Raw genomic sequence first — 15,734 nt, 5'->3', positions numbered from 1 at the left:
GCCTTGGGCGCGATCTGACCCAGCAAACCGGGCAGTTTAAGGACATCAAGATGAAGAGGTTGCGGCAAACATAGCCGCCGCTGCCATCATTTCCTCTTCGCGCCGGACGCGCCGGGCCTGCGCTTCCGCGTCTTCGCCCCAGTGCTCAACGGTCCAGTCCTCATCGAGATGGGCGATATCCCAGCCCTCCTTCGCACCGATCTGCCCCTTGGCTATGGCGAGCGCCAGGATGGCCGAGCCGGTGAGAGTGGTCATGGTATGGAGCGCGGCCAGCGCAACGGGATCGCGGACGCCGTTCACATGGACGCCGAAGGCCGCCAGCGCCTCGCGCGGCTGGGCCACCGGCATGACGCCCTCGGCGAGGATGAAATGCGCCCCCAGTGCCGAGGAGGCCCAATCGAGAAGCGGGTCCCAGCGCTCCGCCTGCCGCTTCACCAGCGCCTCCGGTCCCTCGGCGCGATAGAACAGCATGTCGGAATTGGCAAAGCGTAGCAGATCCTCAATCACCGCCTGCGGGTCTTCCGCAATGCCATCGACCGCCGTGTTGGCGAGGCGGGTCGCGGGCATTTTCGCGGGGTTGATGACCTTTTCCTGTCGGGCGAACTCGTCGGCGACGATCTGTGCCACGGCGCGGGTGGGCAGGATGAGCGCCCTGCGGCCAGGCGTGCGCACCGGCTTGCCGTCGAGATGAACGCCATAGCCGCCTTCCAGCTCCTCCACGGTGACGGCACTGTAAAATCTCTTAGGCAGCGGAGTCTTCATCGCTTCCTGCGCGCGGCGGACGGGATCGGGGCCTTCGCCGCTTTCGAGATCGTTCAGAATGTCACGCATGGAGCATCTCTTTTCGTTCCAGAATTGGCAGAAGGTCTGACGGCGTTTCGAGTATTTGGTGTGCTCCGCTGGCGCGTAGGGCTTCCGGCGTATGATAGCCCCACGACACCCCTACCGCCAGCGCTCCCGCAGCCCGGGCCATCTGCATGTCGTATATGGCGTCACCGACGACCAGTGCGTCGCTTGGATCGAATCCGGCCTCCGAGCAGGCTTCCAGCACCATGGCCGGGTGCGGCTTGGAGGGGCAATCATCCGCCGTCCGCACCACCAGGAAATGCTTGGTGAAGCCGTGCGCTTCCAGCACCCATTGCACACCGCGTCGGGACTTGCCGGTCACCATGCCCACACACACATCATCGCGGCGCGCGAGATCGGCGAGCAGTTCGGCAATGCCGGGGAAGCACGGTTCGGCAAAGCCCGGCTCATCGCGAATGGCGTGGAAATGATATTTATACCGCGCGGTCAGTGCCTGGATGGACGCATCGATCTCGCAGTTTAGCAGCTTCGCAATGGCATTATCCAGCGAAAGGCCGATGATGGAGCGGGTCTCCGCTTCCTGAAGCTCAGCCAGTCCCGCTTCGGCGAAGGTCCGCGCCATGCAGCGATGGATGACGCCCGCGCTGTCCACCAGCGTGCCGTCGCAATCGAACAGGACGAGCCGCATCATTCCGCCTCCGCCGTCGCTTCATCGAAGCCAAGCAGGTTCCAGCTTTGCACCATATGCGGCGGCAGGGGCGCGGTGACGTCGATGATGCCGCCGCCGGGGTTGGGAATGCGGATGCGGCGGGCGTGCAGATGCAGGCGGTTCTGGATGCCGCCGGGGAAATCCCAATTCGTGTCCGCCTCGAAATATTTGGGGTCGCCGATGATGGGATTGCCGATATGAGCGGCATGAACGCGCAATTGATGGGTGCGGCCCGTATAGGGCTCCATTTCGACCCAAGTCAAATTGCGGCCCGCCGATTCCACGATGCGATAAAAGGAAACGGCGTGATCCGCATCCGGCTCGCCATGCTCGCAAACGCGCATCCGGTCTCCGTCAGGCGTCGTTTCCCGAACGAGCCAAGTGGAAATCTTGTCCTCGCGCCTGCGCGGCACGCCCTTTACCAGCGCCCAGTAGGTTTTCTTCGTATCGCGCTCACGGAAAGCCTTGGTCAGAGCCTGCGCCGCGCCCCGCGTTTTAGCCACCACCAGCACGCCCGAGGTATCCCGGTCGAGACGGTGCACGAGCCGGGGTTTTTCGCCCTTCTTGTTGCGCCAGGCCTCGAGCATATCATCGACATGGCGCGTGACGCCGGAGCCGCCCTGAACGGCGAGCCCCGCCGGCTTGTTGAAGACATAGACCTTCGCGTCTTCGTAGAGCAGCATCTGCGCCAGAACGTCCGCATCACCCTGATTGCGGATGGTGCGGCCCGTCAGCGGCCCGGGGGCTTTCTCATCGACGCCCAGCGGAGGAATGCGGATGGTCTGGCCTGGCTGAATGCGCGTGTCGGCCTTGGCGCGTCCGCCATCGACCCGGATCTGGCCCGAGCGCAGCAGCTTCTGGAGATGGCCGAAGCCCAGCCCCGGATAATGCACCTTGAACCAGCGGTCGAGCCGCATGCCCGTCTCGCCCGCTTCCACCGTCTTTTGCTCTACGCCTGCCATGTTTTTCCGATATCCATGCTCGTTATCGCCTACTTTTTGTTTAGCCGCATGATCTTGTCCAAAAAGTCTGCAACCTTTTGGGATCATGCTCTAGAACCTTTCGTGCTCCAACCGCAAGGCCCGTGCGCGTAAACCAAGGCTCGTTTCGCTTCTTGCGGCGGGTCCTCACGCGATGTAAAGAATGTTGATGCAAAGTGTCAGCGGGATGGAAAAAGTCCTTTGATCACGGCCAGTTACAGGGCGTAGCAAATTATGGTTTCATTAATAGCGAGACCGCCACTACCTATTCCAGTGGAATATCATGACGCTTTTTGCGCCGGGATTACCCTCTAACGGTTGGAGTGGCACATTGTCCTTGCTGAGCATTTACTGGAGATCGCTGCGGTATCTCGGAGCCGATAAGTCGGCGACCGTGCTCCTTTGCGTGGCCAACATCGTCCTTGCTGGCGTTATGGTGGCCGAGCCGATCCTCTTCGGGCGCGTGATCGATTCCATATCCGACAAGACCGCGATCCTGCCGACGCTGGCGATGTGGGCCGGCCTCGGCGCGTTCAACATCATCGCCGTGGTGCTGGTGGCCCGCGGCGCGGACCGGCTGGCGCACAAGCGGCGGCTGGGCGTTCTCTCGGATTCCTTCGAGCGCGTCATCACCATGCCGCTTTCCTGGCACCACCAGCGCGGCACGTCGAATGCGCTGCATACGCTGCTGCGCGCCACGGAAACTCTGTTTACCCTGTGGCTCGAGTTCCTGCGCAATCACCTTTCGACGGTCGTGGGCCTCGCCATCCTCGTGCCGACCGCGATGCAGATGGACCTGCGCCTGTCGCTGGTGCTCATCGTGCTCGGCGTCATCTATGTGATGATCGGCCAGCTCGTCACCCGCAAGACCAAGGATGGGCAGGCTGCCGTCGAGCGCCACCATCACAAGGTCTTCGAGCATGTCAGCGACTCGATCAGCAATGTCGCCGTGCTGCAGAGCTATAACCGCATCACCGAGGAAGCCCGCTCGCTGCAGCAGTTCACCGACCGCCTCCTGCAGGCGCAGAACCCGGTTTTGAACTGGTGGGCGCTCGCCAGCGGCCTCAACCGTATGGCGTCGACTATTTCCATGGTGATCGTGCTCTTGCTGGGCGCTTATCTCGTCACCAAGGGCGAGTTGCGCGTCGGCGAAGTGGTGGCCTTTATCGGCTTTGCCCAGCTCATGATCGCCCGTCTCGACCAGGTCAGCAATTTCGTCAACCAGACGGTGACGGCTCGCGCCAAGCTGGAAGAGTTCTTCGAGATGGAGGATTCCACCGCCGACCGGCAGGAGCCCGCCTCCGTCCGCTCGCTCGAACATGTGGAAGGCAACATCGTCTTCGACAATGTGACCTTCGAGTTCGCCAATTCGGGCCAGGGCGTCTATGACGTGTCCTTCGAGGCCAAGGCCGGGCAGACCATCGCCATCGTCGGCCCGACGGGCGCCGGCAAGACGACGCTCATCAACCTTTTGCAGCGCGTCTATGACCCGCAGCGCGGCCGCATCCTCATCGACGGCATCGATACCCGCGAGATCAGCCGCCATTCGCTGCGCCATGCCATCGCGACCGTCTTCCAGGATGCAGGCATGTTCAACCGCTCGATCGAGGACAATATCCGCATCGGCCGCGCTGACGCCTCTAATGAAGACGTGCATGCAGCCGCTCGCGCCGCTGCAGCGCATGAGTTCATCCTCTCGAAGAGCGCTGGCTACGACACGGTTGTCGGCGAGCGGGGCTCACAGCTTTCGGGCGGCGAACGGCAGCGGCTGGCGATTGCCCGCGCGGTGTTGAAGAACGCACCGATCCTGGTGCTGGACGAGGCGACCAGCGCGCTTGACGTCGAAACCGAGGCGCAGGTGAAGAATGCGATTGACGAGCTTTCCAGCAATCGCACCACCTTCATCATCGCCCACCGGCTTTCGACGGTGCGCAATGCCGATCTCGTGCTCTTCCTCGACAAGGGCCATCTGATCGAGGCCGGTAAATTCGACGAGCTCGCCGCCCAGAACGGCCGCTTCGCCTCCCTGCTCCGCGCCGGCGGTCTGCTGGCCGAGGACACGGCGGAGAAGAGCAATGTGACGCCCTTTCCGCTGAAGGGCGCGGCGGCGTAAGTAGGATCTGCTTGATGAATGTGGAAAAGCCCGGCAGTGCCCGGGCTTTTTTGTTGGGATCGTTGGTTTAGCTGGGTGCGAGCGCACCCGCTGCCCGGCCAGTGATCTTATTTGACTCTCATCCCACCACCCTCTCCGACACCGGCCTGCGCCGTTGCGACACATCGGCAATCGACGGCGGGATATAGGCCGCGCGGTCCAGTGGGGCAACATCGACGCCAGGCGGGACGATCTCATCGATCCGGTCGAGGATTTCATCGGAGAGCGCCACCCCTGCCCCGGCAAGCAGACCGTCAAGCTGCTCCATCGTGCGTGGGCCGATGATCGCCGCGGTAATGGCAGGGTGCGATGTGACGAAGGCCAGCGCCATGTGCATCAACGACATGCCAGCGCTTTCCGCCAGCGGGATAAGCTGCTCTACCGCATCGAGGCTCCCCTCGTCCGACATGGCCTTCGGCATGAACCTAACACGCAGCGAGTCCGGCTGCGGCGCGCCCTTGCGGTATTTGCCCGTGAGCATGCCCTTGGCGAGCGGGCTCCACGCCATCACGCCCATGCCGTAGCGCTGGCAGGCGGGAAGCACCTCGCGCTCGATCGCCCGGTTCAGGATCGAATATGGCGGCTGCTCGGTGCGGAAGCGCGCGATGCCACGGCGTTCGGCCACCCATTGCGCTTCCACGATATCGGCGGCTGGGAAGGTGGAGGAACCGATGGCGCGCACCTTGCCCGCGCGCATAAGGTCTGTCAGCACCGAGAGAGTTTCCTCGATGTCCGTATCCGGCGCAGGCCGGTGGACCTGATAGACATCGATATAATCTGTCTGAAGGCGGCGCAGCGAATCCTCGACCGCGCGGGTAATCCAGCGGCGCGAGCCGCCCTGGCTGTTCGGATCGTCGCCCATCGGCAGGAAGGCCTTGGTGGCGAGCACGACATTGTCCCTGCGCCCTTTCAGCGCCTTGCCGACAATCTCCTCGGACTCGCCCTGGCTGTAAGCGTCGGCGGTGTCGATGAAATTGATGCCGAAATCGAGGGCTTTGTGGATCATGCGGACGCATTCGTCATGATCGGCATTGGCGATCTTTCCGAACATCATCGCGCCCAGGCACCAGGGACTGACCCTAATGCCGGTACGGCCCAGCGGACGATAGTGCATGCGAATTCTCCTTGTGTGAGATCTTTGTCTTTGCCGCAGAATCTCTTCCGAAAAGTCCGGAAACTTTTCGGGGATTATGCTCTGGCGAAATCCCGGCCGGGAGGATATATAAACGGAACGTTCGTCCGTTTATATACGGAACACTGTTCCGTTTAGCAAGAGGTTATCATGGGAAAGAGTGCGGGGACGCTGGATGTAGGCAACGAGCAGGACCGCCCGATGCGGGCCGATGCGCGGCGCAATCTCGATGCGGTGCTGCAGGCGGCGATGAAAGTGTTCGCGGAATCGGGAATAGACGCGCCGATGCGCGCGATTGCGGCGGAGGCCGGTGTCGGCGTCGGCACGCTCTACCGGCATTTCCCGCAGCGCTCGGACATGATCAAGGCGATCATCCAGCGGGAGGTGGACGCTTGCGTGGAAACCGCCGCGACACTGCGCGAGACACATACGCCCGACGAAGCGCTGGCGCTTTGGGTGGAGCGGCTGGTGGATTTCGTCGCGACCAAGCGCGGCCTCGGCCCCGCGCTGCATTCAGGCGACCCGGCCTATCAGTCCCTGCCCGATTATGTGGAAGGCCAACTCACCCCGGCGCTGCAAGGCCTGCTCGACGCTGCCGCAGCAGCCGGCGCGATCCGCAAGGATATCAACGCCCGCGAACTGCTCTTCGCCTGCCTGCGCCTGGCAACGCCCGCCAGCAATGGTGATACGGAAGAAGCCCGGCGGATGGTCGGATTGCTCATCGATGGGGTGCGGTTTGGCAGTCCTGGTTCAACCAATATCGCTTCCACGCCGAAAGTGCGGACGCTGTAGCGCGCGTGCTATTCGGGGAACCTATGGGTTGAGATATTATCGGAAGCGTCGGCAGGACAGAGGGGGGTGAATAGCGCCGAGGGTATGGATTAATTCCCTACCCCCGCTCCCGCCGCAGCTTCGCCCAATAATCCAGCCTTTTACGTATTTCCCGCTCAAACCCGCGCTCCGGCGGGTCATAAAAAATGTGACGCCCCATGGCTTCGGGGAAATAGTCCTGTCCGGAAAATGCATCCGGCTGGTCGTGATCATAGGCATAGCCGGCGCCGTAACCTTCGCCCTTCATCAGCTTGGTCGGCGCGTTCAGGATATGCTTGGGCGGCACGAGTGAGCCGTTTTCCTTCGCGGCGCGCATGGCCACCTTGTAGGCCACATATATGGCGTTCGATTTCGGCGCGGTGGCGAGGTAGACGCAGGCCTCCGCCAGCGCCAGTTCGCCCTCCGGCGAGCCTAGATAATCATAGGCATCCTTGGCGGCATTGGCGATGACGAGCGCCTGCGGGTCGGCAAGGCCGATATCCTCCGAGGCCATGCGCACCAGACGCCGCCCCAGATAAAGCGGGTCCTCGCCCGCGTCGAACATGCGGCAGAGATAATAGAGCGCGGCGTCAGGGTCCGACCCCCGCACGGATTTATGCAGGGCTGAAATCAGATTGTAATGGCCGTCCTGGCTCTTGTCATAGACCGGCGCGCGACGCTGCACGACCTCCTGCAATTGCACGGCGTCGAAAATCTCGTCCTTGCGGGCGGCGCGCCAGACCTCTTCGGCCAGCGTCAGGGCGGCGCGGCCATCGCCATCGGCCATGCGGATGAGGCTCGCCCTGCCCTCCTCGTCGAGCGGTAGCGGACGGCCCTCGCTCTCTTCAGCCCGCGCCAGCAGGGTGGCGATGCTGTCGGCGTCGTGCGGGTGGAAGGTCAGCACACGCGCGCGGGAGAGGAGCGCGGCGTTGAGCTCGAAGGATGGGTTCTCGGTCGTCGCGCCGATCAGAATGACCGTGCCGTCCTCCATGACAGGCAGGAAACTGTCCTGCTGCGCGCGGTTGAAGCGATGAATCTCATCAACGAAAAGCAGCGTCTGGCGTCCAGACATGCGGCGCGCGCGGGCGGCCTCGAACATCTTCTTCAAATCCGCTACGCCGGAGAAGATCGCCGATATCTGCTCGAAGGCGAGGTTGGTTTCGCCCGCCAAAAGCCGTGCCACGGTGGTCTTGCCGGTGCCCGGAGGCCCCCAGAAGATCATGGAGCCGAGGGTGCCGGAGGCGATCATGCGGGTCAACACCCCCTCCGGACCGGTCAAATGCCCCTGCCCCGTCACCTCCGAGAGGTGGCGGGGGCGCATGCGGTCGGCGAGCGGCCTGTTGCGGTCGGCCTGCGGGTCGATGCTGGCTGTGAATAGGTCTGTCATACGCTATATCTAGGAATTAGCGTATGTATTGTCGAATGATCGCGCCGTTGCGCTCGAACTCGAAGCGCCACAGCAGGCTGGTGCCCGCCGAGAGGACCTGCGCCAGGTCGCTCGTCGACGCGATATCCACGCCATTGACGCGCCGGATGATGTCGCCGGGACGCAAGTTCAATTGCGCCGCGGGCGAGCCGCGATAGACGCCTGTCACCACCACGCCGCTCGTCGAATTGCCGAGCCGGAACTTGCGGGCGAGGGTCGGCGTCAAATCGGCCACATCAGCACCGGCCAGCGGCGTATCGCCATCCAGCGTCTGCGTTTTAGTGGCGGCTTCCTTGGGCGGGGTCGCCAGCGTCACGGTCACTTCGTGCTGGGCGGAATTCGTCAGCACATTGAGCTTGATGGGATTGCCGATGCCGGTCGTCAGGGTCCGATAGGCGAGGACATCCGGATTATCGACGCGCTGGCCATCGGCGGAGAGGATGAGATCGCCCACCTTCAGCCCTGCTTTATCCGCCGGACCGCCCTTGTCGATGGCCGTGATCAGGGCGCCATAGGGCTGGTTGAGCCCCAGGCTATCGGCGACATCGGGCGTCACCGACTGGAAGGTCGCGCCGATGAAGGGACGCTCGAAGCTCTTGCCGCCCTTCTTCGCCGTTTCCACAACAGCGCGCACCATGTTGGACGGAATGGCGAAGCCGATGCCGATGGAGCCGCCGGAGCGCGAATAGATCGCGGTGTTGATGCCGATCAGTTCGCCCTGCATGTCGATAAGCGCGCCGCCGGAATTGCCGGGGTTGATGGCAGCGTCGGTCTGGATGAAGAAATCCATGTCGGAAACGCCGACGCGGGTGCGCGCTTGGGCCGAAACAATGCCGCTCGTCACCGTCTGGCCGACGCCGAAGGGATTGCCGATCGCCAGTACGAGATCGCCGACCTCGACATTGTCCGAATTGCCGAGCGGGATGGTCGGGAAGGCTTCCTTGGCGTCGATCTTGAGGATGGCGAGATCGGTGCTCTCGTCCTTCAGCAAGATGCGGCTTTCGAACTCGCGTCCATCGGAAAGCGCCACCTTGATGTCGTCCGCATCCTTGATGACATGGTAATTGGTGACGACGATGCCGCTGGGATCGACGATTACGCCCGAACCTAGCGAAGACTGGATGCGCGGGCGGCCCTGAAACCGGCTGCCGAAGAATTGCTCGAAGAACGGATCGCCGGCAAAGGGCGAGCGCGTGACCACTGCGCGTGCGGCATAGACATTCACCACCGCCGGCGCGGTCTTTTTCACCAGCGGCGCATAGGACCACTCGATCTGCTCGCGACTCACCGGAACCTGCTTGCCGGACGGTGCGGCCTTGTCCGACCCGCTACTCAGAAAACCCTTGATCGTATCGGTGATCGTCCCGCCTGTCGTCTTTTCCTGCGCGAAGGATGGAGCCATGGGGGCAACGGCCATCGCCAGCGCAAGAAAAGCGGCAATGCTCGAAGAACGGAAGGGCATGAGCGAACTCCTGAATCGATATCGAGTGGATAGATAGGAACAGATTCGAACCAGCCAAGCCATAGACAGCTACAAATCGATAGGGGCGGGAATGGACAAACGTAGGCGGAAACGTCAGCTTGATTCGCAACTGAAAGCTATATAGATTCGCCCTATATCCGTTGTGTGCGAGATTATCATGTCCACCGTCAGCCTCAAGGATGCAAAAGCCAGCCTGTCGGCCTATATCGATGAGGCAAACAAAGGTGAAATCGTCACCATTACGCGGCGCGGAAAGCCCATCGCCGCACTGGTTCCGCTTGAAGCAGCAGAGATTGCGCGAGCATCCATCAACAAGAAGAACCGGCCAAGTCTTCTTTCCTATCTGAAAACATTTCCCGGCGGGGAGTTCGAGCGCGGTGCCTCGCCCTCGCGAAACGCTTTCTAGAGTATTGCCTATTGAGGGCAGCGCCAAGCGCCCCTCGTGGTTCGAGGCTCGTTCCGCTGCGCTGCACGAGCACCTCACCATGAGGAGCTACTGGAGCGCCGATCTTTCCTCCGCTTGATGACTGTAGGAAGCGCCGGCGCCCCTTCACCCTCATGGTGAGGTGCGATTGGAGCGAAGCGGAATGAGCCTCGAACCACGAGGGTGAAGGGATCCAGGGAACTCCGATATATTGTCAACGATAACTGATATCCGGCCCCAAAGAAAAAGGGGCCTTTCGGCCCCTCGTTCAATTTCGATTGCAGATGCGAAATTAGGCCGCTTCTGCTTCGGAGGCTTCCGCCTCGGTGCGGGCGATGTCCTTGGCGCCCTTGGCGTTGACGTCACGCTCCACGAACTCGACAACAGCCAGAGGCGCGTTGTCGCCGGCGCGGAAGCCGGCCTTCATGATGCGGATGTAGCCGCCATTGCGCTGCGCGTAGCGGGTGGCCAGCGTATCGAACAGCTTGGCAACGAGCTTCACATCGCGGATCGCCGAAATCGCCTGACGGCGGGCGTGCAGATCGCCGCGCTTGCCGAGCGTGACAAGCTTCTCGACGATCGGGCGGATTTCCTTGGCCTTGGGCAGCGTCGTCACGATCTGCTCATGCTCGATCAGCGAAGCGGCCATATTGGCAAACATCGCCTTGCGGTGGCTGGCAGTCCGGTTCAGCTTGCGGCCTGAATTACCGTGGCGCATGAGCCTTCTCCTTCAATTTTCAACTTCGGGCTAGGCCCGGCAATTCTCAATATTGGTCTTCGTAACGCTTGGCGAGATCTTCGATGTTTTCCGGCGGCCAGGACGGGATTTCCATGCCAAGATGGAGGCCCATGGATGCCAGAACTTCCTTGATCTCGTTCAGCGACTTGCGGCCGAAGTTCGGCGTCCGCAGCATCTCGGCTTCCGTCTTCTGGATCAGGTCGCCGATATAGACGATGTTGTCGTTCTTCAGGCAGTTCGCCGAACGCACCGACAACTCCAGCTCGTCCACCTTCTTCAGCAGCGCCGGGTTGAAGGCGAGTTCCGCCACCTGCTCCTGCGGCATTTCCTTCTGCGGCTCGTCGAAATTGACGAAGATCGACAGTTGGTCCTGCAGGATGCGCGCGGCGTAAGCCACGGCGTCCTCACCGGTGATCGAACCGTCGGTCTCGATGCTCAGCGTCAGCTTGTCATAGTCGAGAACCTGGCCCTCACGGGTGTTCTCCACCTTGTACGACACCTTGCGCACCGGCGAATAGAGACTGTCGACCGGGATGAGCCCAATCGGCGCATCCTCGGCGCGGTTGCGGTCGGCGGGCACATAGCCCTTGCCGGTGTTGACGGTGAACTCCATGCGGATCTCCGCGCCCTCGTCAAGGGTGCAGATCACATGATCCGGATTGAGGATTTCGACATCGCCAACCGTCTGGATATCGCCGGCCGTCACCACGCCCGGGCCTTCCTTGCGGACGACCATGCGCTTGGGACCATCGCCTTCCATCTTGATGGCGATTTCCTTGATGTTGAGGACGATATCGGTGACGTCCTCACGCACGCCAGAGATCGAGGAGAACTCATGCAGAACGCCGTCGATCTGCACCGCCGTGACGGCGGCTCCGCGCAGCGACGAAAGCAGCACGCGGCGAAGCGCATTGCCCAGCGTCAGGCCATAGCCGCGCTCCAGCGGCTCAGCGATGACGGTCGCCTTGGTCTTGCCGGAGGTCTGGAACTCGACCTTGTTCGGCTTGATCAGTTCCTGCCAGTTTTTCTGGATCATTTGATTTTCCTTGTCCTTGCCTTCACCACCATCCAATCGTGGTGACAGAGCGTGGAACCGCAGAGGAGCCCCGAAAGGCTCATGCGGCTAAAAGATCGCAGTTTACTAGACGCGGCGCTTCTTGCGCGGGCGGCAGCCATTGTGCGGGATCGGGGTCACGTCACGGATCGAGGTGATCATGAAGCCCGCGGCCTGCAGAGCGCGAAGCGCCGACTCACGGCCCGAACCCGGACCGCAAACCTCGACTTCCAGCGAGCGCATGCCATGCTCCTGCGCCTTCTTGGCGCAATCCTCGGCGGCCATCTGCGCGGCGAACGGCGTCGACTTGCGCGAGCCCTTGAACCCCTGCGCACCGGCGGAGGACCAGGCAATCGCATTGCCCTGCGCGTCCGTGATGGTGATCATCGTGTTGTTGAACGTCGAATTGACGTGAGCGACACCCGACGAAATGTTTTTACGCTCGCGGCGGCGAACGCGTGTGGCTTCCTTGGCCATGGTAGTCCTTCCGTTGATCTCAACGCCGCCGTAACGCCAGCGGCTACACCGGAGGGAATAGTGAGTAGTGAGATAGTGAGATAGCGAATAGAGGATTTCTACCCCTACTCACTATCTCACCACTCACTACCTCACTACCCTCTCAATTACTTCTTCTTGCCGGCAATCGCCTTGGCCGGGCCCTTACGGGTGCGCGCATTGGTATGCGTGCGCTGGCCGCGAACCGGGAGCGAGCGGCGATGACGCAGGCCGCGGTAGCAGCCAAGGTCCATCAGACGCTTGATATTCATCGACACTTCGCGACGCAGATCGCCCTCGACCTGATAATCACGGTCGATGGTCTCACGGATCTGAAGCACTTCAGCATCCGTCAGCTGATGAACGCGACGCTCGGCGGGAATGCCGACCTTGTCGATGATTTCCTGGGCAAACTTCTGCCCGATCCCGTGGATGTACTGAAGCGCAATGATAACGCGCTTGTTCGTCGGGATGTTGACGCCAGCAATACGAGCCACGCCTGTTCTCCTTGATGTTACCGCTGCCCTGTCCGGACATTCTAATGAATTTCAACCAGACAGCATAAAAATGCCCGGTATCGGCTCTTGTTGTTTTCGCCGGCACCGACCATTCAAAAACGAGATGATTGGTGCAGTCTTTGGCGGAATCGCCGGGAAAAGTCAACTCCCCGGCCATTCTTTTCCAATATCGCCCCGATGCTTTGCTTCCTGCCAAGATAGCCTGGCTGCAAAGTTTTCAGGCCGGTATCAGTATTCTTTCGATTTCGGCGGTCACCGTATCGACATCGGCCATGCCGTTGACCACTTTCAACTCGCCCGTCTCGGCATAATAGGCCGACAAAGGCGCGGTCTTCTCGCGATACTCCACCAGACGCTTGCGGAATGCCTCCGGATTGTCGTCGGAGCGGACATTGCCGCCTGCGGCGGTCGTCTCGGCAACCCGGTTTTCCATACGGCGAACCAGGGCAGCCTCATCGACCTTCAGTTCGATTACTGCATCGAGAGCGAGGCCCTTCTCCTCCAGCATCCGGGCCAGCGCCTTTGCCTGCGGAACGGTGCGGGGGTATCCATCGAGGATGAACCCTTTGGCGCAGTCCGGCTGGTCGATCCGTTCCGAGACAATCTGGTTGACGATGTCATCCGAAACGAGTTGCCCGGCATCCATCACAGCCTTGGCGCGCTTGCCGACTTCCGTCTCGGCGGCAACCGCTGCACGGAGCATGTCACCGGTCGACAATTGCGGAATGCCATGTTTCTCGCTCAGATACTTGGCCTGCGTCCCCTTGCCTGCCCCCGGAGGACCAAGAAAAATCAGTCTCATTTGTTGCGCTTTCCTCCCCGAAGCTTCGATTTCTTGATGAGCCCCTCATATTGATGGGCGATCAGATGGCCCTGGATCTGCGCGACCGTATCGAGCGTCACGCTGACCACGATGAGCAGCGAAGTGCCGCCAAGATAGAAGGGGACGCCGGTAGCGGAAATCAGAAACTCGGGCAGCATGCAAACCAGCACGATGTAGATGGCGCCGACGACCGTGATGCGGGTCAAGACGTAATCGATATACTCCGCGGTCCGCTCGCCCGGACGAATGCCGGGGATGAAGCCCGAATGCTTCTTGAGCTGGTCGGCCGTATCCTTCGGATTGAAGACGATAGCCGTGTAGAAGAAGCAGAAGAACACCATCAGCGCAGCATAGAGCGCCATATAGATGGGCTGGCCATGGCCGAGCGCGGCAAGAAGCGTCGTCGCCCAGCCGGGCATTTCCTGCGTATTGGCAAAGCCCGCGACGGTCGCCGGCAGAAGCAACAGCGACGAGGCGAAGATCGGCGGAATGACGCCGGCAGTGTTGAGCTTCAGCGGCAGGTGCGACGTGTCGCCCTGGAACATGCGGTTGCCGACCTGGCGCTTCGGATATTGGATCAGAAGACGGCGCTGCGCTCGCTCGACGAAGACGATGATGGCGATGAGCGCGACGGCCAGAATGATGATGCCGAGAATCAGCGCGGTCGAAAGCGCACCGGTGCGGCCCAGTTCGAGCGTGCCACCGATGGCATGGGGCAGGTTCGCGACGATACCGGAGAAGATGATCAGCGAAATGCCGTTGCCGATGCCGCGCGCGGTGATCTGCTCACCCAGCCACATCAGGAACATCGTGCCGCCGACCAGCGTGATGACCGTGGAGATTCGGAAGAACAGGCCGGGATCGGTGACGATGCCATTGCCCGATTCGAGACCCGCCGCGATGGCATAGGCCTGGACGGTGGCAAGCAGCACCGTGCCGTAGCGGGTATATTGATTGATGACCTTGCGGCCCGCCTCCCCTTCCTTCTTCAGCGCTTCAAGCGACGGGACAACCGACGTCATGAGCTGCACGATGATCGAAGCGGAGATGTAAGGCATGATGCCGAGCGCGAAAATGGCCATACGGCCCACGGCGCCACCGGCGAACATGTTGAAAAGTCCGAGCACGCCCTGGCTGTGCTGCTGGAAAGCCTGCGCGAGCGCGTCAGGATTGATGCCGGGCAGCGGGATATAGGTACCGAACCGGTAGACGAGCAGCGCGCCCAGCGTGAACCAGATTCGCCGCTTCAGCTCATCGGCCTTAGAAAAGGCCGCAAAATTAAGATTGGATGCAAGCTGTTCTGCAGCCGATGCCATGGAAGATCTCCGGTCTGTCCCCCGCCAACCAAGGGCGGTCCTACCCCAGATATGCGCACGGGCATAAAGGTGCAAGCGGTGAGATTAGTTCGTTTGCCGCATTATGCAATGCCGGGTGTTTCCACCCGGCTGCACATACTTGTCACCGCTTGCCGACTCTATGCTTACTCGGCGGCTGCCGCGGCTTCCGGCAGCTTCACCGAGCCGCCCGATTTCTCGACCTTCTCGATGGCGGCCTTGGACGCGCCGGCGATGTCGAAGCTCACCTTGGCGGTGAGTTCGCCATCGGCGAGCAGGCGTACGCCATCTTTCGCGCGGCGGATGACGCCGGCGGCGATGAGCGTCTCGGCATTCACCACTTCCTTCGCATCGAGTTTGCCGGCGTCGATGGCCTGCTGGACGCGGCCGACTGAAACGACATTGTAGCTCTTGGCGAAGATGTTGGTGAAGCCGCGCTTCGGCAGGCGCCGATAGATCGGCATCTGGCCGCCTTCGAAGCCATTGATGGCAACGCCGGAACGAGCCTTCTGACCCTTGACGCCGCGACCGGCAGTCTTGCCGGTGCCGGAGCCGATACCACGGGCAACGCGCTTGCGGGCCTTGGTTGCGCCCGGCTTGTCACGCAGATCGTTGAGTTTCATCTTGTTCAATCTCCCAAATTATCAGGCCTCGTCCACAACGCGGACGAGATGCTGAACCTTGGCGATCATGCCGCGAACGGACGGGGTATCTTCCAGGGTGCTGCGACGATGCATTTTGTTAAGACCCAGACCAATCAGCGTTGCGCGCTGCTCGGACGGACGACGGATGGGGCTGCCGGTCTGTTCGACCGTAACCGTCTTGCCCTTCTTCTTCTCAGCCATCAC

At 61.5% G+C, this 15,734-nt stretch carries 17 protein-coding genes; 3 read left to right on the top strand and 14 right to left on the bottom strand.

All coding sequences use genetic code 11. The annotated features are described in order from the left end of the window. Positions 1–45 precede the first annotated feature (45 nt). From IEX53_RS02710 to IEX53_RS02700, 3 genes are read right to left on the bottom strand one after another with little or no spacing between them, the layout of a single operon-like run. Positions 46–831: an ATP12 family chaperone protein gene (locus IEX53_RS02710; RefSeq protein ID WP_188821228.1), complete on the bottom strand. Its 786-nt coding sequence runs from the start codon at positions 829–831 to the stop codon at positions 46–48. Beyond that, entirely contained in the window at positions 824–1,495 is a 672-nt protein-coding gene (locus IEX53_RS02705; RefSeq protein ID WP_188821792.1) for an HAD-IA family hydrolase, read from the bottom strand. The genes IEX53_RS02710 and IEX53_RS02705 overlap by 8 nt, the downstream gene beginning before the upstream one ends. After that, positions 1,495–2,478, bottom strand: coding sequence for an RluA family pseudouridine synthase (locus IEX53_RS02700; RefSeq protein ID WP_188821227.1), 984 nt, complete (start codon positions 2,476–2,478; stop codon positions 1,495–1,497). The genes IEX53_RS02705 and IEX53_RS02700 overlap by 1 nt, the downstream gene beginning before the upstream one ends. 349 nt (positions 2,479–2,827) lie before the next feature. Here IEX53_RS02700 and IEX53_RS02695 point away from each other — a divergent pair, with 349 nt between their 5' ends. Then, positions 2,828–4,609 (top strand): glucan ABC transporter ATP-binding protein/ permease, encoded by a 1,782-nt coding sequence (locus IEX53_RS02695; protein ID WP_188821225.1) that lies wholly within the window; start codon positions 2,828–2,830, stop codon positions 4,607–4,609. Positions 4,610–4,727: 118 nt separating this feature from the next. Here the strand turns inward: IEX53_RS02695 and IEX53_RS02690 are convergent, their stop codons facing one another. Further along, entirely contained in the window at positions 4,728–5,762 is a 1,035-nt protein-coding gene (locus IEX53_RS02690; protein WP_188821223.1) for an aldo/keto reductase, read from the bottom strand. A 168-nt stretch (positions 5,763–5,930) separates the two neighbouring features. Here IEX53_RS02690 and IEX53_RS02685 point away from each other — a divergent pair, with 168 nt between their 5' ends. Then, entirely contained in the window at positions 5,931–6,572 is a 642-nt protein-coding gene (locus IEX53_RS02685; protein WP_188821221.1) for a TetR/AcrR family transcriptional regulator, read from the top strand. 97 nt (positions 6,573–6,669) lie between these two features. Here the strand turns inward: IEX53_RS02685 and IEX53_RS02680 are convergent, their stop codons facing one another. Then, positions 6,670–7,977, bottom strand: coding sequence for a replication-associated recombination protein A (locus IEX53_RS02680; RefSeq protein WP_188821219.1), 1,308 nt, complete (start codon positions 7,975–7,977; stop codon positions 6,670–6,672). A gap of 16 nt (positions 7,978–7,993) precedes the next feature. After that, positions 7,994–9,478: a DegQ family serine endoprotease gene (locus tag IEX53_RS02675; RefSeq protein WP_236016003.1), complete on the bottom strand. Its 1,485-nt coding sequence runs from the start codon at positions 9,476–9,478 to the stop codon at positions 7,994–7,996. A 178-nt stretch (positions 9,479–9,656) separates the two neighbouring features. Between IEX53_RS02675 and IEX53_RS02670 the strand changes: the two genes are divergently transcribed. After that, positions 9,657–9,905 carry a type II toxin-antitoxin system Phd/YefM family antitoxin gene (locus IEX53_RS02670; RefSeq protein WP_188821217.1) on the top strand — a complete coding sequence of 83 codons (249 nt, stop codon included), beginning with the start codon at positions 9,657–9,659 and terminating at the stop codon, positions 9,903–9,905. Between the two features lie 310 nt (positions 9,906–10,215). Here the strand turns inward: IEX53_RS02670 and rplQ are convergent, their stop codons facing one another. The 8 genes from rplQ to rpmD form a co-directional block, all read right to left on the bottom strand. Continuing rightward, positions 10,216–10,641, bottom strand: coding sequence for a 50S ribosomal protein L17 (gene rplQ / locus IEX53_RS02665; protein WP_188821215.1), 426 nt, complete (start codon positions 10,639–10,641; stop codon positions 10,216–10,218). Positions 10,642–10,687: 46 nt separating this feature from the next. Beyond that, positions 10,688–11,698, bottom strand: a complete 1,011-nt coding sequence (locus tag IEX53_RS02660) for a DNA-directed RNA polymerase subunit alpha (protein WP_188821213.1) — start codon at positions 11,696–11,698, stop codon at positions 10,688–10,690. A gap of 105 nt (positions 11,699–11,803) precedes the next feature. Continuing rightward, a complete protein-coding gene (gene rpsK / locus IEX53_RS02655; protein ID WP_068881772.1) occupies positions 11,804–12,193 on the bottom strand; it encodes a 30S ribosomal protein S11 in 390 nt (129 codons plus the stop codon). 146 nt (positions 12,194–12,339) lie between these two features. Next, on the bottom strand, positions 12,340–12,708 hold the full coding sequence (gene rpsM, locus IEX53_RS02650) for a 30S ribosomal protein S13 (RefSeq protein WP_188821211.1): 369 nt from the start codon (positions 12,706–12,708) through the stop codon (positions 12,340–12,342). 238 nt (positions 12,709–12,946) lie between these two features. Beyond that, positions 12,947–13,531, bottom strand: coding sequence for an adenylate kinase (locus tag IEX53_RS02645; RefSeq protein WP_188821209.1), 585 nt, complete (start codon positions 13,529–13,531; stop codon positions 12,947–12,949). Then, positions 13,528–14,868 carry a preprotein translocase subunit SecY gene (gene secY, locus IEX53_RS02640; protein ID WP_188821207.1) on the bottom strand — a complete coding sequence of 447 codons (1,341 nt, stop codon included), beginning with the start codon at positions 14,866–14,868 and terminating at the stop codon, positions 13,528–13,530. The genes IEX53_RS02645 and secY overlap by 4 nt, the downstream gene beginning before the upstream one ends. Positions 14,869–15,032: 164 nt before the next feature. Beyond that, positions 15,033–15,509 carry a 50S ribosomal protein L15 gene (gene rplO / locus IEX53_RS02635; RefSeq protein ID WP_188821205.1) on the bottom strand — a complete coding sequence of 159 codons (477 nt, stop codon included), beginning with the start codon at positions 15,507–15,509 and terminating at the stop codon, positions 15,033–15,035. A 21-nt stretch (positions 15,510–15,530) separates the two neighbouring features. After that, on the bottom strand, positions 15,531–15,731 hold the full coding sequence (gene rpmD / locus IEX53_RS02630) for a 50S ribosomal protein L30 (RefSeq protein ID WP_188821203.1): 201 nt from the start codon (positions 15,729–15,731) through the stop codon (positions 15,531–15,533). Between the last annotated feature and the right edge of the window lie 3 nt (positions 15,732–15,734).

Origin of the sequence: Paramesorhizobium endophyticum, assembly GCF_014640615.1 — a bacterium.
In the GTDB taxonomy this organism is placed as follows: Bacteria; Pseudomonadota; Alphaproteobacteria; order Rhizobiales; family Rhizobiaceae; genus Paramesorhizobium; species Paramesorhizobium endophyticum.
The sequence above is the reverse complement of the archived record's forward strand: the minus strand, read 5'-3'. Positions and strand labels throughout refer to the sequence as shown.